Origin of the sequence: Microbacterium oxydans (genome assembly GCF_006540085.1) — a bacterium.
Lineage (GTDB): Bacteria > Actinomycetota > Actinomycetes > Actinomycetales > Microbacteriaceae > Microbacterium > Microbacterium oxydans.
Map to the genome: position 1 here is coordinate 104,058 of NZ_BJOG01000007.1, position 20,237 is coordinate 124,294.

A 20,237-nucleotide genomic window follows, 5' to 3' on the forward strand; every position below is an offset into this window, starting at 1 on the left:
GAGGACGACCGTGTCCACAAGCGCCCGCTTGACACCGTCGATTTCGGAAACCACGTCAAAGACCCCCCGCGGCACCCTCTATCGGGGTCGCGAAGGCATGTGGTCGTGGGTGCTTCACCGCATCACCGGAGTCGCCATCTTCTTCTTCCTGTTGGTGCACGTGCTCGACACGGCGCTGATCAGGGTGTCGCCGGAGGCGTACAACGCCGTCATCGGCACGTACAAGAACCCCATCATGGCCCTCGGCGAGGTCGTGCTCGTGGCCGGCATCGTGTTCCACGCGATGAACGGTCTGCGCATCATCGCCGTCGACTTCTGGTCGAAGGGCGCCAAGTACCAGCGTCAGCTGTTCTGGGGCGTCCTGCTGGTGTGGGGCATCATCATGGCCGGCTTCGTGCCCCGCCATCTGATGCTCGCGTTCGCCGGATTCGGAGGGGGACACTGATGTCCGCACAGACCGTCGCCGCCGCTCCGGCCCGCCGCCGCCGCGGGGTCAACCTCGAGAAGTGGGGCTGGATCTTCATGCGCGTCTCGGGCGTCGTGCTCGTCGTGCTGATCTTCGGCCACCTGTTCGTCAACCTCATGGTCGGCGAAGGCATCCACGCACTGGACTTCGCGTTCATCGCGGGCAAGTTCGCCACGCCGTTCTGGCAGTGGTGGGACGTGCTCATGCTGTGGCTCGCCCTCATCCACGGCGCCAACGGCATGCGCACGATCGTCAACGACTACGTGACGAACAGCACGGCGCGCAAGTCGCTGGTCTGGGCGCTCGGGCTGGCCGCCGGCCTGCTCATCATCCTCGGCACGCTCGTGGTCTTCACGTTCGACCCGTGCCTGGGTGTGACCGAGGACAGCGTCCTCTGGTCCGAATGCGCCGCGATCGTCGGGTACTAGAAGAAGGCATACGAGAAGTGACTACCGAGACGCAGGATTCCGTCGTCCGAGACGGCGTGCACTACCACCAGTTCGACATCGTGATCGTGGGAGCCGGTGGGGCGGGCATGCGCGCCGCCATCGAGGCCGGCCCCGGCGCGAAGACCGCCGTGATCTCCAAGCTCTACCCGACGCGATCGCACACCGGTGCGGCGCAGGGCGGCATGGCGGCGGCCCTCGCGAACGTCGAGGAGGACTCCTGGGAGTGGCACACCTTCGACACCGTCAAGGGCGGCGACTACCTCGTCGACCAGGACGCAGCCGAGATCCTCGCGAAGGAGGCCATCGACGCGGTCATCGACCTCGAGAACATGGGCCTCCCCTTCAACCGCACCCCCGAGGGCAAGATCGACCAGCGCCGTTTCGGCGGTCACACGGCCGAGCACGGCAAGACCCCGGTCCGCCGCGCGTGCTACGCCGCCGACCGCACCGGCCACATGATCCTGCAGACGCTGTTCCAGAACTGCGTGAAGCTCGGCATCAACTTCTTCAACGAGTTCTACGTGCTCGACCTCCTCACGGTGAAGGACGCCGACGGCAAGACGCAGGTCTCCGGTGTCGTCGCCTACGACCTCGCCACGGGCGAGCTGCACGTCTTCCAGGCCAAGGCCGTGATCTTCGCGACCGGCGGCTTCGGCAAGATCTTCAAGACCACCTCGAACGCGCACACCCTCACGGGCGACGGCGTCGGCATCGTATGGCGCAAGGGCCTCCCGCTCGAGGACCTGGAGTTCTTCCAGTTCCATCCGACCGGCCTCGCCGGACTCGGCATCCTCCTCACCGAGGGAGCGCGAGGAGAAGGCGCCATCCTCCGCAACGCCTCGGGCGAGCGCTTCATGGAGCGCTACGCCCCGACGATCAAGGACCTCGCCCCACGTGACATCGTCGCGCGCTGCATGGTCCAGGAGGTCGCGGAGGGCCGCGGCGCCGGTCCCCACAAGGACTACGTGCTGCTGGACTGCACGCACCTCGGTGCCGAGGTGCTCGAGACCAAGCTGCCGGACATCACCGAGTTCGCCCGCACCTACCTGGGCGTCGACCCCGTCGTCGAGCCGGTCCCCGTGATGCCGACCGCGCACTACGCGATGGGCGGCATCCCGACGAACAACGACGCCGAAGTACTCGCCGACAACGACACCGTCGTACCCGGCCTGTACGCCGCCGGCGAATGTGCCTGCGTCTCGGTGCACGGCGCCAACCGCCTCGGCACCAACTCGCTGCTCGACATCAATGTGTTCGGCAAGCGCGCGGGTCGCAAGGCCGTCGAGTATGTGAAGACCGCCGAGTTCGTGCCGCTGCCGGAGGACCCGGCCGGTTTCGTGTCCGGCATGATCGAGGGTCTGCGCAACAACCAGGGCACCGAACGCATCGCGGTGCTGCGCAAGACGCTGCAGGACGAGATGGACAAGGGCGCGCAGGTGTTCCGCACGCACGAGTCGCTCGAGCACGTGCTCGGCGTCATCAAGGAACTGCGCGATCGCTACCTCAACGTCCACGTCGACGACAAGGGCAAGCGGTTCAACACCGATCTGCTCGAGGCCGTCGAGCTGGGCTTCCTGCTCGACATCGCCGAGGTCGTGGTCTACGCCGCGCAGAACCGCCAGGAGAGCCGCGGCGGACACATGCGCGACGACTTCCCGACGCGCGACGACGAGAAGTACATGAAGCACACCATGGCCTACCTGACCGGCGACCCGCACTCGTCCACGCCGAGCGATCACATCAAGCTCGACTGGAAGCCCGTCGTCTTCACGAAGAACGAGCAGGGCGAGTTCAACTACCCGCCGATGGAGAGGAAGTACTGAGCATGTCGACCGCCATCGCAGAGGCACCTGCCGACACCACCGAAGAGACCGGCATCCAGTCCTTCATCGTCACCTTCAACATCCGCCGGTTCAACCCCGAGGTCGACTCCGAGCCGCACTGGGTCGACTACGACGTGGAGCTCTACTCCACCGACCGCGTGCTGGACGCCCTGCACAAGATCAAGTGGGAGGTCGACGGCTCGCTGACCTTCCGCCGCTCCTGTGCCCACGGCATCTGCGGCTCCGACGCCATGCGCATCAACGGACGCAACCGTCTGGCCTGCAAGACGCTGATCAAGGACCTCGACATCTCGAAGCCGATCTACGTCGAGGCCATCAAGGGTCTGCCGCTGGAGAAGGACCTCGTCGTCGACATGGAGCCGTTCTTCGCCTCGTACCGCGAGGTGCAGCCGTTCCTCGTCGCGAACTCCGTTCCGGAGAAGGGCAAGGAGCGCACGCAGTCCATCGCCGACCGCGAGATCTTCGACGACACCACCAAGTGCATCCTGTGCGCCGCGTGCACCTCGTCGTGCCCCGTGTTCTGGACCGACGGGCAGTACTTCGGCCCGGCGGCGATCGTCAACGCACACCGCTTCATCTTCGACTCGCGCGACGACAACGCCGCCGTGCGTCTCGACATCCTCAACGACAAGGAAGGCGTCTGGCGCTGCCGCACGACCTTCAACTGCTCCGAGGCGTGCCCCCGCGGCATCGAGGTCACCAAGGCCATCGCCGAGGTCAAGCAGGCTGTCCTGCGCGGCCGCCCCTGACCGGGCTTCGCCCGCACGAGCCGTATCAGGCGATCACGCGAGGACAGGCGGTTCCGTTCCGGAGCCGCCTGTCCTCGCGTTTCTGCCTGAGACAGCGCATGTGGAGAAGGCGGAGGCGGGGATGAACACGACGCTTGGATAGGGTGGGACCGTGGCTGATCCCGATGGCTCCACGACCGAGTCCGGTCGTCTCGATGCCGCTGTCGAACGCGCCTCAGCGCTCACTCAGCGCACCCTCGGGCTGTTCCCCGTTCGCGTGTGGCGGCACTTCCTCCAGCACAACGGGTTCCTCCTCGCCGCGGGTGTGAGCTACCAGGCGCTGTTCGCGATCTTCGCGGCCATCTACCTCGCCTTCGCGATCGCCGGTCTCTGGCTCGGTGGCAGTGAAGACGCGGTGAACGGTCTGATCGCGATGATCAACAGCTACATACCGAACCTCATCCAGCCCGAGGGCGGGGTGATCACACCGGAGCAGGTGCAGGAGATCGCCTCGAGCACGACCGGTGTGCTGAGCATCACCGGTCTGATCGCCCTGGGCACCGTGATCTGGACGGCGATCGGCTGGGTCACCTTCTCGCGGCGCGCGACCAGAGACATCTTCGGCCTGCCGCCCGATCGCCGCAGCTACGTGATCCTGAAGGCGCGCGACCTCCTCGCCGCGGTGATCTTCGGAGCCTCGCTGGTGGCCGGATCGATCCTCAGCTCCGCGAGCGCCGCCGTCCTGAGCTGGCTCCTCGGCCTCCTGGGCTGGGACTCCGGTTCCAACGGCGTCATCCTGATCCGCATCGGCGCGGTCATCGTGTCGTTCGCACTGATGTCGGGCGCGCTGGCGGCGATGGTCCGCTTCCTCACCGGCACCTCACTGCACTGGGGGACGATCTGGCCCGGCGCTCTCCTGGGCGGTGGAGCGATGACGATCCTGCAGTTCGGTGCCGGCTTCCTCCTCAGCTACACGCCCTCCAACCCGCTGCTCGCCACGTTCGCCATCTTCATCGGTCTCCTGCTCTGGTTCCGCATCAACGGCGTGGTCATGCTGGTCGCCTCGTCCTGGATCGCGGTCGCCGCACAGGATCGCGATCAACCCCTCCTGGAGCAGACCGAAGCGGAACGCCGCGTGGCCGAGTACCAGACCCTCCTGACCGCCGCCCGCATCCGCGTACGTGACGCCCGTGCGGCCCGACTCGACGCGCCCTGGTATCGGGCGTGGGCCGCGGGACGGGCATTGCGCGATGCGGAGGATGAACTTCACGACCTCGAGGCCTCCCCTCCCCCGCCGGCGGACATGAGCACGCCGCTCGCTCGACGCCTGCTGGCCGAGTTGAACCACCGCTCCGGACGGGATGTCGGCGACCCTCGTTAGGCTGGGGACCATGCCTCATCTGCGTATCGCCTCGGTCAATGTCAACGGAATCCGAGCGGCGGCTCGCAACGGGATGAGCTCCTGGTTGGACGAGGCGGGCGTCGACATCCTCACGCTCCAGGAGGTCCGCGGGCAGGACGAGCATCTGGAGGCCGCGCTTCCCGGGTGGTCGTTCGTGCACGACGAGGCCACAGCGAAGGGACGGGCAGGCGTCGCCATCGCCAGCCGCACGCCCGCGCTCGCCTGGCGCACCGATTTCGGCCCCGACGACTTCGACTCCAAGGGCCGCTGGATCGAGGCCGACTACCTGATCGGCGACCGCCCCCTCACCGTCGTGAGCGCGTACGTGCACTCCGGAGAGGCCGACACGCCCAAGCAGGATGAGAAGTGGAAGTTCCTCGACGCCTTCGGCACCCGTCTCGGCGAACTCAACACCGAAGGTGCGCTGGCGCTCGTCACCGGTGACCTCAACGTCGGCCACCGTGAGCTCGACATCAAGAACTGGCGCGGCAATCGCAAGAAGGCGGGCTTCCTGCCCCGCGAGCGCGCCTACTTCGACCGGTTCCTCGGGGAGGCGGGTACGGAGGTCTCGGGTGTCGACGGCACCGTCGGCACCGGCCTCGGCTGGATCGACGTCGGCCGGGCATTCCACGGGGAGGTCGACGGCCCCTACACCTGGTGGTCGATGCGTGGGCAGGCGTTCGACAACGATTCCGGGTGGCGCATCGACTACCACTTGGCGACGCCCGCTCTTGCGGAGCGCGTGGAGACCTATCACGTCGCGCGCGCCGCCGCCTACGACCAGCGCTGGAGCGACCACGCGCCGGTGGTCGTCGACTACCGCTGCTGATCGGAGCCGGCCACGCCGTCGCCATCCGTGACGGCGTGGCCGTTGCCGGGCGCGTAGCGGTACCAGCCGCGATACTCCAGCACTGTTCCCACCAGGGGGCTCACTGCCTGCATGTCGATCGTGCGACGACCGTGGACCTCGTCCCAGCCGTCGACGAGATCGACGTCGACGCGAAGAGGTCCACGCAGCGGGACGCGCAACCGCCCGAACCGCAGGCGGACGGCACGAGTGCGCATCCGCAGCGCGCCGTCCGACGTCACCGAACAATGCTCGAGCATCTCGACCCGGCCTCGATCGCCCAGTGCGTTCTGGACCAGCCCAGGATGCCCCGTCGCGAAGAGCCGATCCCTGACATACTGCGTCGCACCGGGGAAGCGGAACTCGCGGACGGTGGCGAGCACGCCCCGGCCCGAGGATGTGCGTGCCGATGCGGTCTCGATCCGGAACGGCACATGCCTCGCGAGCCGGGTGACGAGCAGACCGGGCCCGACGACGGGGCGAGCGAGAACGGAGAGCCGGCCGAACCTGCTGCCGGCGACGGTGAACACGCCGTCGGCGCTGTCGAGGTCCGGTCGCCCCGGATCCGCGTGGACACGCATCTGCGCGAGGATCTCGGGGTGGAGCCGCTCGGCTTCCTCGCCCAGCGCCTCCAGGAAGGCCGCACCGCGAGCGGTCACTCCCTCACCTCCTCGCGGTAGGGCTTCACGGTCGCCGGTGCCGGCCCCTCGACGAACTCGCACGTGAAGGCGCCTCGGTAGCCGAACAGGAACCCGAAGACGTCGTTGTGGATCTCCAGGTCGATGAGGTACCGCTTCTGCTCATCGTCGTAGCGCTCGAGGAGTCTGGCGCGACCGCTGAACAGCATCGGGAACCGGAAGGCGAACCGCCCCTCGTAGAAGCGCTGTGCGCCCGAGGTGAGCAGGAGTGCGCCGTCGTCGGTCACCTCCAGGTCGAGGTCGACGGCGAGGTGCTGATGGGTGCCCAGGTAGTCGACGACCCTCCGGCGGGCGTCGCTGTAGATCATGGTCGCGTCGAACCGGCGGCGTCGCCCCGGCCGCACATCCATGGTCCGCACGAAGGTCACGGTCTCGCGCCCGAAGTCGTCGATATACGCGTGGTTGTCGATACGGAAGGGCACCTCGCTCCCGCGCTCGGGGAACAGGATGTTGCGGAAGGTGCCGACCAGCAGGAAAGGCAACGTCCACCACGGTCCGCGACGCACCTCTGACATCACGCCGCGTCCGATGCAGCCGTATCCCGCATCCACCCCGACCCCGAATCGTCGCTGCAGCTGGGGGTGGAGCCGGGCGAAGTCGTCTCCCAGCGCACGCTCGAAGATCCCCCGCCCCGCGCTCATCCGATGGCCTCGAGCGACTCGGGCGCGTCCTGCATGATGGTGCGTCCGCCATGTCGGGGCGGGCGCGAGAGGCAATTGCGGGCACGGGGACGTCGGCCTCGGCGCAACGACCTCCATCCACTCGTCTGCTCGGGCGGGATCCCCGCCTCTGCCCACAGCCGGAGACGGTCGAAGCTCCTGGCGGTCAGCCACCAGACGAAGCGTCGGGTGATGAGCGGATCGAGCGCTCGTCCGATCCAGCCCCATCCTGGGGCGTAGTCGTAGCCCGTGAGGAACCGCACGCCGTCCTCTGTCGGCACGTACCGCCAGTATCCGCGCCCTGTGCCCAGGGGCGAGAACGCGTCTTCGGTATCGAAAAGCAACGCGGAGGTGCGCTCCCCCGCAGCGCTCTCCTTCGTCGCCAGCGAGATGCCGGTCCCGCGGATGGTGTGCAGCCGGAGATCGAGCTCGTATCGGAACTCCTGTGCTCCGTCCGCCCTGGTGCGCTGCGGCGCGATGTCCGTGAAACGCGCATCCCATCGCACGTGCGAGGCCGGGTCCTGGGTGAGCCGCCACACCTCGTCCAGGGGAGCCCGGATCAGCACCTCGACGTAGAGGGCCCGATCCTTCCGCGACCGTTGACGGGGAGATGCGGAGGCCATGCGCCCATCGTAGGGGCACCGCACGAACCGCATAGGATTGATCCCGTGACGAGACCTCGCCTTTACTCCGGAATGCAGCCCTCCGCCGACTCCCTCCAGATCGGCAACTACATCGGCGCGCTGCTCCAGTGGCGGGACCTGCAGACCTCCTACGACGCCTACTTCTCGGTCGTCGACCTGCACGCGATCACGGTGGCCCAGGACCCGGCAGAGCTCCGCGAGAAGACGCGCCGCACCGCTGCGCAGTACATCGCCGCGGGCATCGAGCCGTCGCTGTCGACCCTGTACGTGCAGTCCCATGTGCGCGCGCATGCCGAGCTGGCGTGGATCCTGAGCACCATCACCGGCTTCGGAGAGGCCGGGCGGATGACGCAGTTCAAGGACAAGTCGTCGCGCTACGGAGCCGACTCGACGAGCGTGGGACTGTTCACGTATCCGGTGCTCATGGCCGCCGACATCCTGCTCTACCAGACCGACGTGGTGCCGGTCGGCGATGACCAGAAGCAGCATGTGGAGCTCACGCGCGATCTCGCCGAGCGCTTCAACTCGCGGTTCGGAGAGACCTTCACCGTTCCGATGCCGGTCATCCAGAAGGAGACGGCGCGCATCTACGACCTGCAGAACCCGACGTCCAAGATGTCGAAGTCGGCCGAGAGCGACGCCGGCGTGCTGTGGATGCTCGACGACCCGGCCAAGTCGGCGAAGAAGGTCATGCGCGCGGTGACCGACAACGAGGGCTCGGTGCGCTTCGACCGCGAGAACAAGCCCGGTGTCTCGAATCTGCTGACCATCTACGCGGCGCTGACCGGACGCCAGATCCCGGCGATCGAGGACGAGTACGCCGGTCGTGGCTACGGCGATTTCAAGAAGGGTCTCGCCGAGGTCGTCGTGAACGAGTTCGAGCCGGTGCGCGCGCGCGCTCTGGAGCTGCTCGACGACCCCGCGGAGCTCGACCGCATCCTCGCCGAGAACGCCGCACGCGCCGACGCCGTCGCCGACGAGACGCTCTCGAACGTGTACGACCGGGTGGGTCTGCTCCGGCGCGTCTGACGCTCGCCTTAGGATGGGGGTCGTGACCGATCCGCAGCTGCCTCCCCCGTCCGGCGCCGTGCCCTCCGATCCGCCTGTGCCGCCCGCGGTGCCGGCGCCTCCGGCAACGGACTTCCCGGCCGGCGCGTTCCCGCCGCCGGCCGCACCCGCATATCCTCCGGCGGCTCCGACGTATCCTCCCGCGGCTCCCGCGTATCCCCCGGCAGCACCGGCCGGCTATCCCGCGGCCCCGGCCCCCGGCTACCCCGCAGCCCCTCCCGGCGCCTACCAGGTGCCCGTCGGCGGCTACACGGCTCCCTCCGGCGCCTACCAGGTGCCCACCGCGCCGGCTCCCTCGTCCTCGCGGCTCTTCGGGACGCTCGCCCTGGTCTTCGCTCTCGTCGCGGCGGTCGTGCCGGCGATCGTCGTCAGCGTCAGCGCGTTCGAGATCGGTCGGTACCTGCCCAACGGCGCATCGGTCACCGCCGATGACCTCCGGGTGCTGACCCCGGTCCGGGATCAGGTGCTCTGGGCGGAGCTCTCGTTCTGGCTCGGGACCCTCGTCGGCGTCGCCGCGATCGTCCTCGGCATCATCGCGATCGCCAAGAAGCGTGGCCGGGGTGCAGGAATCGCCGCTCTCGTGGTGGCGGTCCTGGCGTCGGTGATCTTTTTCATCGCACTGGTGGTGGCTCTCACGACCGGCGCCGCTGCGGGGATGTCGAACTTCTCAGCCTGACCGCACTGCCGGTAGGCAGCTGCCGCGTCAGCGCGGCGCGTGGTGTTTCTGCTGCGCCGCCAGGAGTCCTTCGTCGACCAGCAGCTCGACCGCATCGGCGGCATCCGAGACGAGGATCGGCAGGTTCGGCCGCTCTTCCTTGCCGAAGGGTGCCAGCACCCAGTCCGCAGGATCCTGACGCCCGATCGGACGACCGATGCCGACTCGCACGCGCGGGAAATCCGCCGTGCCCAGCGCTCTGGCGACGTCGCGCACACCGTTGTGCCCTCCGTGCCCGCCGCCCGTCTTGAGCTTGACGGTGTCGAACGGGATGTCGAGCTCGTCGTGCACGACGACCACCTGCTCGGTGGGGACCGAGTAGAACCGCGCCAGAGCTGCCACCGGCGTGCCCGAGACGTTCATGAACGTGTTGGGCTTGGCGAGCACCAGCTTGTCCGCGCCAGGGCGCAGCCAGGTCTCGACGACGCGCGCTCCCCCCTTGTGCTCGCGGAACGCCTCGGAACGCCGCGAGGCGAGCTCATCGACGACCATCTGTCCGATGTTGTGCCGAGTGCTCTCATACCGCGGGCCGGGGTTGCCGAGCCCCACCACGAGCCAGGTCGATGGCATGTCCTCGTCCTCTCCCTGTCCGGGGCTGCAGCATCCCGGTCAGGATACGACAGAGGGGACGCGATCGGATCGCGTCCCCTCTGTGATGAATCAGTCGGAGATCACTCCGCGGCGGCCTCTTCGGTCGCCTCATCGGCGGACTCGCCTTCGGTCTCCGCCTCGTCCTCTTCCGCGGGTGCGGCGGGCACGGAGATCGCGACGACGAGCACCTCGGGGTCGGAGAGCAGCGTGGAGCCCTTGGGGAGCTGCACGTCGGCGGCGGTGATGTGCGCGCCCTCTTCCAGGCCCTCGACCGAGACCTCGATGTTCTGGGGGATGTGCGTGGCCTCGGCCTCGATCGACACGGTGGTGGCGTCGAGGTTCGCGATCGTACCGGGAGCGGACTCGCCCGTGACGATGATCGGGACGTCGATGGCGACCTTCTCGCCCTTCTTCACGACGAGCAGGTCGATGTGCTCGATGATCTGGTGCACCGGGTCCTTCTGCACGTCCTTGACCAGAGCGAGCTGGGACTTGCCCTCGATGTCGAGCTCGAGCAGCGCGTTCGCGCGGCGCAGGATGAGCGAGACCTGGTGGCCGGGGAGTGCGACGTGCACCGGCTCCGTGCCGTGACCGTAGATGACGGCGGGGATCTTGCCGGCGGCGCGGAGGCGGCGGGCGAAGCCCTTGCCGAAGCTCTCACGGAGCTCGGCCTGGACCTTGGTGTCTTCAGACATGGGTTCTCCTTCGGGGCACGCAGCGAAGGCGCCGCGCGGTGGTCTTGGAATTTTCGAACTCGCTGACGCAGGAGGAAAGCCACCGGGCTTGCTTCGCCGCGTCGATAACGGATGTTCGCGCACGCGCAGAAGCATCCCTCGCCGAGGTACAGCCTCAATGGTACCGGATGACCCGATAGGCTGAGGACACCGGTCCTTTTTCTGCAGAACACGGAGAACCCCCATGCTCGACGGCGCCTTCCTCTCGCACGCACTCCTCTGGCTGATCGGCGCCATGACCGTGTGCGCGGCCGTCACCTCGTTCATCGCGCTGTTCGCGATGGGCCGCTCGGGTTACCGCAAGGACTGACGAGCGACAGCGGCGCTAGCGCTGCCCCACCGCCGCGGCGATCAGCGCGGACGCGGTCCGCACATCCGCCTCCGCATCGATGCTTATGCCCTCTTCGTCTGCATCGAGCGACTCGAGGGTCTGCAGCTGGGAATCCAGCAGTGCGGCCGGCATGAAGTGATCCACGCGCAGGCGCATCCGCTCCTCGAGGACGTCGCGACCGATCGCCAGTTCGGCGAAGAATGCCTCCGGCGCCTCGTCTCTGATGAGGTCGCGATAGACGCGTCGAAGGGCTGAGCACGCGACGACGACGCGCTCCTCCGCCTGGAGGGTCTTCCCGACGAGGCGGAGCCAGGGCTGTCGATCCGCATCGTCCAGCGGAACTCCAGCGGCCATCTTGCCGACGTTCTCCGGCGGATGCAGGTCATCGCCGTCGATGAACCGCGCTCCGAGAGAGTCGGCCAGGCACGCGCCCACCGTCGACTTGCCGGAGCCACTCGGACCCATCACCACGATGCGCACGCTCATGCGCCTCTTCCGAAGTCGATGAGCACCTTGCAGGAGCTCGCAGGGTCGGCGGCCCGTGCGAACGCCTCGAGCGCATCGTCGACCGGCAGCACGTGGCTGATGATACCGCGCACGTCGAGGCTGCCGTCGGCGAGAGCGGCGATGACCTCGTCGAACTCCGCCCCGAAGCGGAACGATCCGCGCAGGGTGAGTTCGCGCGTGATCGCGGTGGCCATCGGCGCCGGCACGTCGCCCCCGCGCTGCAGCCCCAGCATCACCACCACGCCCCCGCGGACGGCGGCGGAGACGGCGGCCGCGAGACCGGGGACGGTGCCGCTGGATTCGATCACGACATCGGCGTGCAGCTCGGAGATCTCGCTCTCCGCCCTGGCGTCGATCGACAGGATGCCACGCGCTTCGGCGACCTCCCGCGGCAGCTGCTGCAGATCGGTGACCGTCACGGAGCTGGCCCCCTCCCGCTGGGCGACGGCCGCGACGAGTTGGCCGATGGGTCCGGCGCCGATGACCACGACGCTGCGACCTCGGACGTCGCCGGCTCGCCGCACACCGTGCCAGGCGACCGCGGCAGGTTCGGCCAACGCCGCCGTGCGCAGATCGAGGCCGGTGGGGAGAGCGTGCAGCATCCGCGCGGGGAGCGCCACGCGACGGGCGAAGGCCCCCTGAGTGTGAGGCAGGTGCATCGCCGACCCGAGATACGTCGATGCCGGTGCGAGGTTGGGATGCTCGGCCGGCCAGGGTGTGCGCCCGTCCCCGTGCGCGGTGAGCGGGCGGACGGCCACGGGCGTGCCGACTGCCGGCCCCGAGCCGTCGGCTGCGGCGACCGTCACGACACCGGACACCTCGTGCCCGAGGATCATCGGCTCCCGCAGCACGGAGGCCCCGGCGGCTCCGTGCCGCCAGTAGTGGAGGTCTGACCCGCAGACGCCCCCGAAGGCCACGTCGACCACGGCCTCGTCCGGTCGGGCCATCGGCGCACCGATGTCTTCGATCCGCAGATCGTCGGCGGCATGCGCCACCACAGCGAGGTTCTCCACCACGCTCCTTCCCCGGTCACACGAAGGGCGTGACCAATCGGATGCCCGCCACATCGACGGTCACGGTCTGTCCTGGCGCCACGACCGCCTGGGAGTGCGGCGCGCCGGTCATGATGACGTCCCCGGGACCCAGCGGTGACCACGCGGCCACATACGCGAGGCATTCCCGGATCGACATCGGCAGCTGAGCGCTCCCGGTGGCGGCGACGCGGCGACCGTCGATCTCCACCTCGAGCGTCACATCGTCGATGCCTGCGTCGGTGTCGATCCAGGGACCGAGCGGGGTGTAGCCCTCCCCCGACTTCGACTCGAAGTTGCGCGGGTCGACCTCGGCACGCTCGGGACTGGAGAGGTCGTTCACGGCGGTGACGCCGAGGACGTACTCCTGCGCGTTCTGCGCCGTCAGCCCTGCGGTCGGGCGTCCGATCACGACGGCGATCTCGCCCTCAGCCACCTGTGCACCGGCGTCGCGGCGCAGCGTCACCGTCACCCCGCTGCCGACCACGGTGCGCGGGCTCTTGAGCCACGCCTGCACCGGCGAGGCGTGGTCAGGGCCGTTCTGGGCGATGCCGATGATGACGACCGGATCGACCGGCGCGATGACGGTCCCCTCGACGGTCTCGCCGATGTCTCCCGGCTCGGTCCCGACGGCGAAGGCCGCGAAGGGGTCGGTGATCGGCACCGGGCCGTGGGTGCCGTCCCGCACCCACACGGGGCCACAGGGTGCGGCGACGCGACCGATGCGCATCAGACGACCGCCGTCATGCCGCCGTCGACGAACAGCGTCTGCCCGTTGACGAAGTCGCTCGCGGAGCTCGCAAGGAACAGCAGAGCGCCGACGAGATCCTCGGTGTCTCCCCACCGACCGGCGGGGGTCCGTCCGCGCACCCAGTCCGAGAACTGCTCGTCGGCGACGAGCGCCTTCGTGAGCTCGGTGGCGAAGTACCCGGGGGCGATCGCGTTGGCCTGGATGCCGTGCGGGGCGAGGTCGGCGCACAGGCCCTTCGTGAACATCACGATCGCGCCCTTGGTCGCCGCATACGCCGCTATCGAGGGACGGGCGAGCTGAGATTGGACACTGCCGATCTGGATGATCTTGCCCGAACCGCGCGCGATCATCCCGGCGGAGACCCGACGTGACAGGTGGAAGACGCTGGACAGGTTGGTCTGCACGAGTGCATCCCAGTCCGCGTCCGCGAACTCGGCGATGGGCGCGCGTCGTTGGACACCGGCGTTGTTGACGAGGATGTCAGGGGCGCCGACCAGCCGTTCGACCGCGTTCATCCCCTCGTCGACCGCTGCAGCATCGGTCACGTCGAAGACGACGCTGTGCACGTCGGCCCCGGTCGTGCGGGAGATCTCCCTCGCCGACGCGTGCGCCTTCGCCGCATCGCGCCCGTGCACGACGACGGTCGCTCCGGCTCCGGCCAGCCCCGCGGCGAGCGTCTTCCCGATGCCCTGGCTCGACCCGGTGACCAGCGCCGTCCTCCCCGTGAGATCGAAGGCGGCCAGTCCCGCAGGCAATGCCGTCATCGCCCCACGGCCTTGATCGAGACGGTGGTGGCGAACACGTCGTCGCCGGCCTCGGCGCGCGAGACCTTGATCGCGTCGTCGACGCGGGTGAGGTCGCGACGGAGGGTCTCGGGAGCGAGGAACGTCGATGCGGTCGTGATGAGAGCGAGCACCGCCATGTAGATGGCCAGCAGCACCCAGTTGCCGTCGCTGACCGCGATCAGGTACGCGCCGAGGACACCGGCGAGGCCGCCGGCGAGCACGGCGGATATCTCGCGGGCCATGGCGACGCCGAGGTACCGGTGACGGTTTCCGAAGAGTTCGGGGAGCATGGCGCACTGCGGTCCGAGCATGCTGTTCACCGCCACGCCGATGCCGATCGCGATCACGCCGATCGCGATGGCGTAGTTCCCGAGCGACAGGAGCCACCATGCGGGGAACGTGTAGACGAGCATGAAGACCGCACCGAACCGGTACACCGTGCGGCGGCCGAAGCGGTCGGACAGGTGCCCTGTGAACGGCACGGAGAAGACGCCGATCAGCGAGCCGAGGGTGACGCCCCAGGTGAGCAGGCTCTTGTCGGCGGTGTCGCCGACCACCGTCACGAAGAAGGCGAGGCCGAGCGTCTGGAACATGTACGAGCCGCCGTTCTCCGCCATGCGCAGCCCGACGCCCACGATCACGCCGGGGAGACCATGCGTGAAGATCTCCCGGATCGGACGATCGGCGATCTGCTCGTGCTTCTCGAGTTCGACGAACGTCGGCGTCTCCCGCAGCCGCATCCGGATGAACAGCGCCAGCAGGATCAGCGCGAAGGAGGCGAGGAACGGCACGCGCCATCCCCAGCTCAGCAGCTGGTCCTCGGGGAGCAGGGTGATCAGGCCGAAGACGACCGCGGCGAGCAGCGTGCCCGCCTGGATGCCGACGAACGGAAGAGCCGAGAAGAAGCCGCGGCGCTTCACCGGCGCGTACTCGGCCATCAGCACGGTCGCCCCTGCCTGCTCTGCACCGGCACCGAAGCCCTGCAGCAGTCGCATCAGCACCAGCAGGATCGGCGCCCACACGCCGATCGCGGCGTACGTGGGAAGCAACCCGATCGCCGTGGAGGCTCCACCCATCAGCACGATGGTCGCGACCAGCACCCACTTGCGTCCCAGCTTGTCGCCCAGGACACCGAAGAACAGTCCACCGAAGGGACGCGCCAGGAATCCGACGCCGAAGGTCGCGAACGCGGCGACCGTCGCCATGGCCGGGTCGTCCTGGGGGAAGAACAGGACGTTGAAGATCAGGGCGGTCGAGAGGCCGTAGAGCGCGAAGTCGAAGTACTCCAGCGCGCTGCCGATGCTCGACGCGAGCGTCGCGCGGCGCAGATTCGCCGCGTATTCCGGGTCGTCCGACGCTGCTCGGGCTGAGGTGCGGGGGTCTGTCACGGCCATCTCCTTCGATCGGCTTCGCCTGCGGCGTGATGACGACTGTACCAGCCTGTTGAATTCCGTTCAACCCTTTGGACGGGTTGTGGCCCGCTTTCTCGCGCACGAAGAATCGCCACCCCTCAGGAGGGCGGCGGCGCGTCCGGGGAGGTCAGCGTCGGACGGCAGCGCTGAACGGATTCGTGAGCGCGGCGGCGGCCTCCCGCAGTGCCTCGCCCACACGCTCGATCCGCTCGTAGTCGGCCTCGGCCGCACGGATCGCGACACCGAGCGCGAGCGGCGGATCGGTCGGCGCCCACCCCTCCAGGGGCACGGCCACGCCGACGATGCCGCGGAAGGATTCCTCCGCGTCCAGCGCCCAGCCTCTGCGGCGGGCTGTGGCGAGCACCTCGAGAAGCCCCGACATGGTGGTCGCGCTGCGCTCGGTGAGCTGCGGGAAGACGGCGTCAGCACCGAGGAGTTCGGTCACCTCGTCGTCGCTCATCGCGGCGAGGAGCGCGCGTCCGGTCGCCGACAGCGGGGCCGGGAGACGAGACCCGAGCGGGGTGCCGAGACGGAGCGAGCGCGAGCCCTCGTGACGGGCGAGGTACAACGCGTCCGTGCCGTCGAGCATAGCGACCTGCACCAGTTCGGAGGCGAGCTGCGGCGAGGCCTCGCACACGCTGTAGAACTCCCGCACCTGGTTGAACTGCGCGGCGAACGCGCCACCCAGTTCGGCGGTGCGCACGCCGAGGCGGTAACCCTGCGGCGTGCGGTCGACCATGCCGCCGGCCTCGAGCGCGAGACAGAGGTTCGCGGTCGACGACTTCGCCAGTCCCAGGTCCCCGGCCAGCTCGGTGAGCGTGCGCGGGCCACCGGCCTCGGCGAGGATCCCGAGCAGGCGGATGCTGCGGGTCACGGCGGGTGCGGGGTCTCGCCCCTCGCGGGTGTCGTCATCCATGGCCGCGCCTTTCGCGCTCGGGATCCCTCAGGCGGTGAAGACCTGCAGGTCGATCAGTAGAACTCGACCGTATCGACCACGGCGGCCAGCGGCTCGCCGTCCAGCAGGCGTGCCGCGTTCTCCGCGAAGCGTCGAGCGATCCGCTCCTCCTCCTTGGAGCTGAGGGCTGCGGTGTGCGGGCTCACCAGCACGTTCGGGTGCCCCCACAGCGGCGAGGCGGCATCGAGCGGCTCCTGCTCGAACACGTCGAGGGCGGCGAAGGCCACGCGACCATCGTCGAGCGCGCCGAGCAGCGCGACCTCGTCGATAACGGTGCCGCGGCCCACGTTGGCGATGATCGCACCGGGCTTGACGGCCTCGAGCACGTCGGCGCCGATCAGATGGTGCGTCTGCGCCGTGCCGGGAAGGGTGACGACGATCGCGTCGACACCGGCCACGGCCTCGGTCAGCTCGCCCAACGGCACGAGACGATCCACACCCGCCACCGGCTCACCCGAGCGCGTCGTGCCCCACACCCGCGCGCCGAGCGCATGGAAGCGCCGTGCGCATTCCGAGCCGATGCCGCCGAGACCGACGACCAGGACCGTCATCTCGTCGAGCTGACGCATCTCCCAGCGATCCGGCCAGGTGCGCGTTCCCTGGTCGGCGAGGAGGCGCGGGAGGTTCTTCGCACCGGCCATGACCCCGAACACCGCGAACTCCGCGAGCGGGCCGCCGTGCACGCCGGCGCTGGTGGTGAAGACCACACGGTCGAGCTGGGAACGGTCGAGGCCGGCAGCCTTGACCGAGGCTCCACCCCCGGCCGCGGTCGTCATGACCCAGCGCAGCCGCGGGTTCGCAGCCACCGTGCGAGCCAGAGCCCCCGCGTCGACATCGGGGATCCCGAAGAGCACGTCTGCGGAATCGACCAGCGCATCGAAGGCCTGCTGTTGCTCCGGCGTGCGCGTGTACTGAGGATCACCCGACCAGTCGGCAGGACCCCGCATCGGCGGCATCAGATCGTGGTCGCGGAGCACCTCGAGGCGCGGCTCGAGCTCCTCGATCAGTCGGCACAGCTCTTCCCGCAGCGGCACCGCCACGACGGCACGCAGCTTCTTCTCGGTCCCCGTCATCTTGGTCCCCTCCTCGGGAAGTCTGAATCACTCACCTTAGCCCAGTTCCATCCTGTTGGACACTGTTCTATCTGTTGGATTGTTGCTACGGTGTGCGCATGAGCAACACACCTGCCACCGTCGGCGTGGTCGGCCTCGGCGCGATGGGTCGCCCGATGGCGGACCATCTGCTCGCCGCGCACGGTCGGCTCGTCATCCATGCCCGCCGCCCTCAGCCGGAACTGCTGGCTGCCGGTGCCTCCTGGGCGGAGACGCCACGCGAACTCGCCTCCAGAGTAGACGTCCTTCTCATGATGCTGCCCGACCTCCCCCCTTTCGAAGCCATGCTCGACGGGCCGGACGGGTTGCTGGCCGACGCCGGCGACCTGCTCATCCTGATCGGGTCCACGTCGTCGGCGCCGGCCGTGCGCGCGCTCGCGGAGCGGGTGGGCGCACAGACGCAGGGACGGGTGCGAGTCGTCGACTGCCCTGTCTCCGGCGGTGAGGACGGTGCGATCGCCGGAACCCTCTCGATCATGCTCGGAGGGGACCAGGAGGACGCGGCGATCGCCGCCGAGGTGCTCGCCCCCTGCGGCAACCCTGTGCTGCTCGGCCCGCTGGGCGCGGGCGAGGTCGCCAAGGCCTGCAACCAGCTCGTGGTCTCCGCCACGATCATGGCGCTCGGTGAAGCCACGGTGCTCGCCGAGCGCTCGGGACTCGACCTCGATGCGCTCTGGTCGCTGCTCTCGGGCGGATACGCCGGATCGCGCCTGCTCGACAGTCGCCGCGAGAAGCTCGTCACCGGTGACGACTCCCCCAGCGGCATCGCGCAGTACATGGTGAAGGACCTCGGCTTCGCCGCCGACATCGCCGAGGCCACCGGCACCGCGCCCGTACTGCTCCCCACCCTGCGTGCGGCTTTCGACGAACTCGTCGCCGCCGGGCTCGGAGACCGCGACATCGCGGTGTCGCGGCGCTTCATCGCCTCCCGCGACATCGCCTCTCACGACATCGCCTCTCACGACACAGGTCGCCACTGACCTCCCGGACAGCGATACTCTGAAACCACCCCTTCTTCACGATCTCGAGGAGCCTTCTGTGCCCGAAGCATCAGCGAACATCGGAGTCGTCGGACTCGCCGTCATGGGCTCGAACCTCGCCCGCAACCTCGCCAGCCGCGAGGGCAACACGGTGGCGATCTTCAACCGCAGCTACGAGAAGACCCAGACGCTCCTCGACGAGCACCCCGAGGCCGGCTTCGTACCGGCCCGCACCTACCAGGAGTTCGCCGACTCGCTGCAGAAGCCGCGCACCGCGATCATCATGGTCAAGGCCGGGGGTCCGACCGATGCGGTGATCGACTCGCTGGTCGAGGTGTTCGAACCGGGCGACATCATCGTCGACGGCGGCAACGCCTATTTCCCCGACACCATCCGTCGCGAGAAGGCCGTCCGCGAGACCGGCATCAACTTCGTCGGCGCCGGCATCTCCGGCGGCGAGGAGGGCGCCCTCACCGGACCCTCGATCATGCCGGGCGGCTCGGACGAGTCGTGGGTCACCCTCGGGCCGATCCTCAAGTCCATCGCGGCGATCGCCGAAGGCGAGCCCTGCGTCACCCACGTCGGCCACGACGGCGCCGGTCATTTCGTCAAGATGGTGCACAACGGCATCGAGTACGCCGACATGCAGCTCATCGCCGAGGCCTACGACCTCATCCGCCGCGGCACCGGCAAGTCGCCCGCCGAGATCGCCGAGATCTTCGCCGAGTGGAACAGGGGCGAGCTCGAGTCGTACCTGATCGAGATCACGGCCGAGGTGCTCCGCCAGGTGGACGCCGAGACCGGCAAGCCGCTCGTCGACGTGATCCTCGACCAGGCGGGAGCCAAGGGCACCGGCGCCTGGACCGTGCAGACCGCGCTGTCGCTCGGCGTACCGGTGTCGGGCATCGCCGAGGCCACGTTCGCCCGCTCGCTGTCATCGCACCCCGAGCAGCGCGCCGTCGCCGGCGGCCTTCCCGGCCCCGACGAGGAGTTCACGGTCTCGGCCGAAGACACCGAGCAGTTCATCGAGGACGTGCGCCTGGCACTGTATGCGTCGAAGATCGTCGCCTACTCGCAGGGCTTCGACGAGATCCGCGCCGGCGCGGCCGAGTACGGCTGGAACATCGACCTCGGCGCGATCTCCAAGATCTGGCGCGGCGGCTGCATCATCCGTGCGCAGTTCCTCAACCGCATCGCCGATGCCTACGCGGCGACCCCCGACCTCCCCGTGCTGATGACCGCACCCTACTTCGCCGAGGCGTTCACCCGGGCGCAGTCGTCGTGGCGTCGCGTCGTGGTGACCGCAGCGCAGGCGGGCATCCCGGCTCCGGCGTTCTCGTCGTCGCTGTCGTACTACGACGGCATCCGCGCCGATCGCCTGCCTGCCGCTCTCGTGCAGGGACAGCGCGACTTCTTCGGCGCGCACACCTACAAGCGCATCGACAAGCCGGGCACCTTCCACACGCTGTGGTCGGGTGACCGCACCGAGATCGAGGCGGAAGACACGCACTGACGTCCCGTCGACGAA

At 68.7% G+C, this 20,237-nt stretch carries 23 protein-coding genes; 11 read left to right on the forward strand and 12 right to left on the reverse strand.

What is annotated here, in order from left to right; all coding sequences use genetic code 11:
- Positions 1-10 precede the first annotated feature (10 nt).
- The 6 genes from sdhC to MOX01_RS13690 all read left to right on the forward strand — a co-directional run bounded on the left by sdhC (position 11) and on the right by MOX01_RS13690 (position 5,718).
- Complete coding sequence (sdhC, locus tag MOX01_RS13665) at positions 11-445, forward strand: succinate dehydrogenase, cytochrome b556 subunit (protein WP_072591539.1); 435 nt, start codon at positions 11-13, stop codon at positions 443-445.
- The gene (locus MOX01_RS13670; RefSeq protein WP_058631794.1) at positions 445-894 is read left to right on the forward strand and encodes a succinate dehydrogenase hydrophobic membrane anchor subunit; all 450 of its coding nucleotides are present in this window, start codon (positions 445-447) and stop codon (positions 892-894) included. The genes sdhC and MOX01_RS13670 overlap by 1 nt, the downstream gene beginning before the upstream one ends.
- Positions 895-911: 17 nt before the next feature.
- On the forward strand, positions 912-2,738 hold the full coding sequence (sdhA, locus tag MOX01_RS13675; RefSeq protein ID WP_046748937.1) for a succinate dehydrogenase flavoprotein subunit: 1,827 nt from the start codon (positions 912-914) through the stop codon (positions 2,736-2,738).
- A gap of 2 nt (positions 2,739-2,740) precedes the next feature.
- Positions 2,741-3,508 carry a succinate dehydrogenase iron-sulfur subunit gene (locus tag MOX01_RS13680; RefSeq protein WP_058631793.1) on the forward strand — a complete coding sequence of 256 codons (768 nt, stop codon included), beginning with the start codon at positions 2,741-2,743 and terminating at the stop codon, positions 3,506-3,508.
- Between the two features lie 151 nt (positions 3,509-3,659).
- Positions 3,660-4,868: a YihY/virulence factor BrkB family protein gene (locus MOX01_RS13685; RefSeq protein WP_058631792.1), complete on the forward strand. Its 1,209-nt coding sequence runs from the start codon at positions 3,660-3,662 to the stop codon at positions 4,866-4,868.
- Positions 4,869-4,878: 10 nt separating this feature from the next.
- Entirely contained in the window at positions 4,879-5,718 is an 840-nt protein-coding gene (locus MOX01_RS13690) for an exodeoxyribonuclease III (protein ID WP_174799788.1), read from the forward strand.
- Here the strand turns inward: MOX01_RS13690 and MOX01_RS13695 are convergent.
- Genes MOX01_RS13695 through MOX01_RS13705 form a run of 3 tightly spaced genes read right to left on the reverse strand, consistent with a single transcriptional unit; the run spans position 5,706 to position 7,716 of the window.
- Positions 5,706-6,395: a DUF4166 domain-containing protein gene (locus tag MOX01_RS13695; protein WP_141370144.1), complete on the reverse strand. Its 690-nt coding sequence runs from the start codon at positions 6,393-6,395 to the stop codon at positions 5,706-5,708. The two genes, MOX01_RS13690 and MOX01_RS13695, sit on opposite strands and share 13 nt — an antisense overlap.
- On the reverse strand, positions 6,392-7,075 hold the full coding sequence (locus tag MOX01_RS13700) for a DUF4166 domain-containing protein (RefSeq protein ID WP_113681699.1): 684 nt from the start codon (positions 7,073-7,075) through the stop codon (positions 6,392-6,394). Before MOX01_RS13700 ends, MOX01_RS13695 begins: the two co-directional genes overlap by 4 nt.
- On the reverse strand, positions 7,072-7,716 hold the full coding sequence (locus MOX01_RS13705) for an SRPBCC family protein (RefSeq protein ID WP_141370146.1): 645 nt from the start codon (positions 7,714-7,716) through the stop codon (positions 7,072-7,074). The genes MOX01_RS13700 and MOX01_RS13705 overlap by 4 nt, the downstream gene beginning before the upstream one ends.
- A 45-nt stretch (positions 7,717-7,761) precedes the next feature.
- Here MOX01_RS13705 and trpS point away from each other — a divergent pair, with 45 nt between their 5' ends.
- Positions 7,762-8,766, forward strand: coding sequence for a tryptophan--tRNA ligase (trpS, locus tag MOX01_RS13710; protein ID WP_082108702.1), 1,005 nt, complete (start codon positions 7,762-7,764; stop codon positions 8,764-8,766).
- Between the two features lie 13 nt (positions 8,767-8,779).
- Positions 8,780-9,481 (forward strand): hypothetical protein, encoded by a 702-nt coding sequence (locus tag MOX01_RS19415; protein WP_371861864.1) that lies wholly within the window; start codon positions 8,780-8,782, stop codon positions 9,479-9,481.
- A gap of 27 nt (positions 9,482-9,508) precedes the next feature.
- On the opposite strand, the gene pth is transcribed toward MOX01_RS19415, so the two are convergent.
- Together pth and MOX01_RS13725 are read right to left on the reverse strand one after the other, a co-directional pair.
- A complete protein-coding gene (gene pth, locus MOX01_RS13720; protein WP_046748930.1) occupies positions 9,509-10,090 on the reverse strand; it encodes an aminoacyl-tRNA hydrolase in 582 nt (193 codons plus the stop codon).
- A 101-nt stretch (positions 10,091-10,191) separates the two neighbouring features.
- A complete protein-coding gene (locus tag MOX01_RS13725) occupies positions 10,192-10,806 on the reverse strand; it encodes a 50S ribosomal protein L25/general stress protein Ctc (protein ID WP_046748929.1) in 615 nt (204 codons plus the stop codon).
- A 223-nt stretch (positions 10,807-11,029) separates the two neighbouring features.
- On the opposite strand from MOX01_RS13725, the gene MOX01_RS19505 reads away from it, so the two are divergent.
- A complete protein-coding gene (locus MOX01_RS19505; RefSeq protein WP_017828452.1) occupies positions 11,030-11,155 on the forward strand; it encodes a hypothetical protein in 126 nt (41 codons plus the stop codon).
- A 15-nt stretch (positions 11,156-11,170) separates the two neighbouring features.
- On the opposite strand, the gene MOX01_RS13730 is transcribed toward MOX01_RS19505, so the two are convergent.
- The 7 genes from MOX01_RS13730 to MOX01_RS13760 form a co-directional block, all read right to left on the reverse strand.
- Positions 11,171-11,662, reverse strand: coding sequence for a gluconokinase (locus MOX01_RS13730; protein ID WP_141370148.1), 492 nt, complete (start codon positions 11,660-11,662; stop codon positions 11,171-11,173).
- A complete protein-coding gene (locus tag MOX01_RS13735) occupies positions 11,659-12,696 on the reverse strand; it encodes an alcohol dehydrogenase catalytic domain-containing protein (RefSeq protein ID WP_141370150.1) in 1,038 nt (345 codons plus the stop codon). The genes MOX01_RS13730 and MOX01_RS13735 overlap by 4 nt, the downstream gene beginning before the upstream one ends.
- 16 nt (positions 12,697-12,712) lie before the next feature.
- On the reverse strand, positions 12,713-13,444 hold the full coding sequence (locus MOX01_RS13740) for a fumarylacetoacetate hydrolase family protein (protein WP_141370152.1): 732 nt from the start codon (positions 13,442-13,444) through the stop codon (positions 12,713-12,715).
- Positions 13,444-14,229 (reverse strand): SDR family oxidoreductase, encoded by a 786-nt coding sequence (locus MOX01_RS13745; RefSeq protein WP_141370154.1) that lies wholly within the window; start codon positions 14,227-14,229, stop codon positions 13,444-13,446. Before MOX01_RS13745 ends, MOX01_RS13740 begins: the two co-directional genes overlap by 1 nt.
- On the reverse strand, positions 14,226-15,644 hold the full coding sequence (locus tag MOX01_RS13750) for an MFS transporter (RefSeq protein ID WP_046748924.1): 1,419 nt from the start codon (positions 15,642-15,644) through the stop codon (positions 14,226-14,228). Before MOX01_RS13750 ends, MOX01_RS13745 begins: the two co-directional genes overlap by 4 nt.
- A gap of 145 nt (positions 15,645-15,789) precedes the next feature.
- Complete coding sequence (locus MOX01_RS13755) at positions 15,790-16,578, reverse strand: IclR family transcriptional regulator (protein WP_046748923.1); 789 nt, start codon at positions 16,576-16,578, stop codon at positions 15,790-15,792.
- A gap of 53 nt (positions 16,579-16,631) precedes the next feature.
- Complete coding sequence (locus MOX01_RS13760) at positions 16,632-17,690, reverse strand: D-2-hydroxyacid dehydrogenase (RefSeq protein ID WP_058632435.1); 1,059 nt, start codon at positions 17,688-17,690, stop codon at positions 16,632-16,634.
- Positions 17,691-17,788: 98 nt separating this feature from the next.
- On the opposite strand from MOX01_RS13760, the gene MOX01_RS13765 reads away from it, so the two are divergent.
- Positions 17,789-18,709, forward strand: a complete 921-nt coding sequence (locus tag MOX01_RS13765) for an NAD(P)-dependent oxidoreductase (protein ID WP_061015233.1) — start codon at positions 17,789-17,791, stop codon at positions 18,707-18,709.
- A 58-nt stretch (positions 18,710-18,767) separates the two neighbouring features.
- Complete coding sequence (gene gnd / locus MOX01_RS13770) at positions 18,768-20,222, forward strand: NADP-dependent phosphogluconate dehydrogenase (protein ID WP_058632437.1); 1,455 nt, start codon at positions 18,768-18,770, stop codon at positions 20,220-20,222.
- The last annotated feature ends 15 nt before the right edge of the window (positions 20,223-20,237 follow it).

Bases quoted from the DNA above. Each gene is read 5' to 3' on its own strand.
- MOX01_RS13670 (WP_058631794.1), top strand. From the start codon at position 445: ATGTCCGCACAGACCGTCGCCGCCGCTCCGGCCCGCCGCCGCCGCGGG.
- MOX01_RS13680 (WP_058631793.1), top strand. From the start codon at position 2,741: ATGTCGACCGCCATCGCAGAGGCACCTGCCGACACCACCGAAGAGACC.
- MOX01_RS13690 (WP_174799788.1), top strand. From the start codon at position 4,879: ATGCCTCATCTGCGTATCGCCTCGGTCAATGTCAACGGAATCCGAGCG.
- MOX01_RS13700 (WP_113681699.1), bottom strand. From the start codon at position 7,075: ATGAGCGCGGGGCGGGGGATCTTCGAGCGTGCGCTGGGAGACGACTTC.
- MOX01_RS13705 (WP_141370146.1), bottom strand. From the start codon at position 7,716: ATGGCCTCCGCATCTCCCCGTCAACGGTCGCGGAAGGATCGGGCCCTC.
- MOX01_RS19415 (WP_371861864.1), top strand. From the start codon at position 8,780: ATGGGGGTCGTGACCGATCCGCAGCTGCCTCCCCCGTCCGGCGCCGTG.
- pth (WP_046748930.1), bottom strand. From the start codon at position 10,090: ATGCCATCGACCTGGCTCGTGGTGGGGCTCGGCAACCCCGGCCCGCGG.
- MOX01_RS13725 (WP_046748929.1), bottom strand. From the start codon at position 10,806: ATGTCTGAAGACACCAAGGTCCAGGCCGAGCTCCGTGAGAGCTTCGGC.
- MOX01_RS19505 (WP_017828452.1), top strand. From the start codon at position 11,030: ATGCTCGACGGCGCCTTCCTCTCGCACGCACTCCTCTGGCTGATCGGC.
- MOX01_RS13730 (WP_141370148.1), bottom strand. From the start codon at position 11,662: ATGAGCGTGCGCATCGTGGTGATGGGTCCGAGTGGCTCCGGCAAGTCG.
- MOX01_RS13740 (WP_141370152.1), bottom strand. From the start codon at position 13,444: ATGCGCATCGGTCGCGTCGCCGCACCCTGTGGCCCCGTGTGGGTGCGG.
- MOX01_RS13745 (WP_141370154.1), bottom strand. From the start codon at position 14,229: ATGACGGCATTGCCTGCGGGACTGGCCGCCTTCGATCTCACGGGGAGG.
- MOX01_RS13750 (WP_046748924.1), bottom strand. From the start codon at position 15,644: ATGGCCGTGACAGACCCCCGCACCTCAGCCCGAGCAGCGTCGGACGAC.
- MOX01_RS13755 (WP_046748923.1), bottom strand. From the start codon at position 16,578: ATGGATGACGACACCCGCGAGGGGCGAGACCCCGCACCCGCCGTGACC.
- MOX01_RS13760 (WP_058632435.1), bottom strand. From the start codon at position 17,690: ATGACGGGGACCGAGAAGAAGCTGCGTGCCGTCGTGGCGGTGCCGCTG.
- MOX01_RS13765 (WP_061015233.1), top strand. From the start codon at position 17,789: ATGAGCAACACACCTGCCACCGTCGGCGTGGTCGGCCTCGGCGCGATG.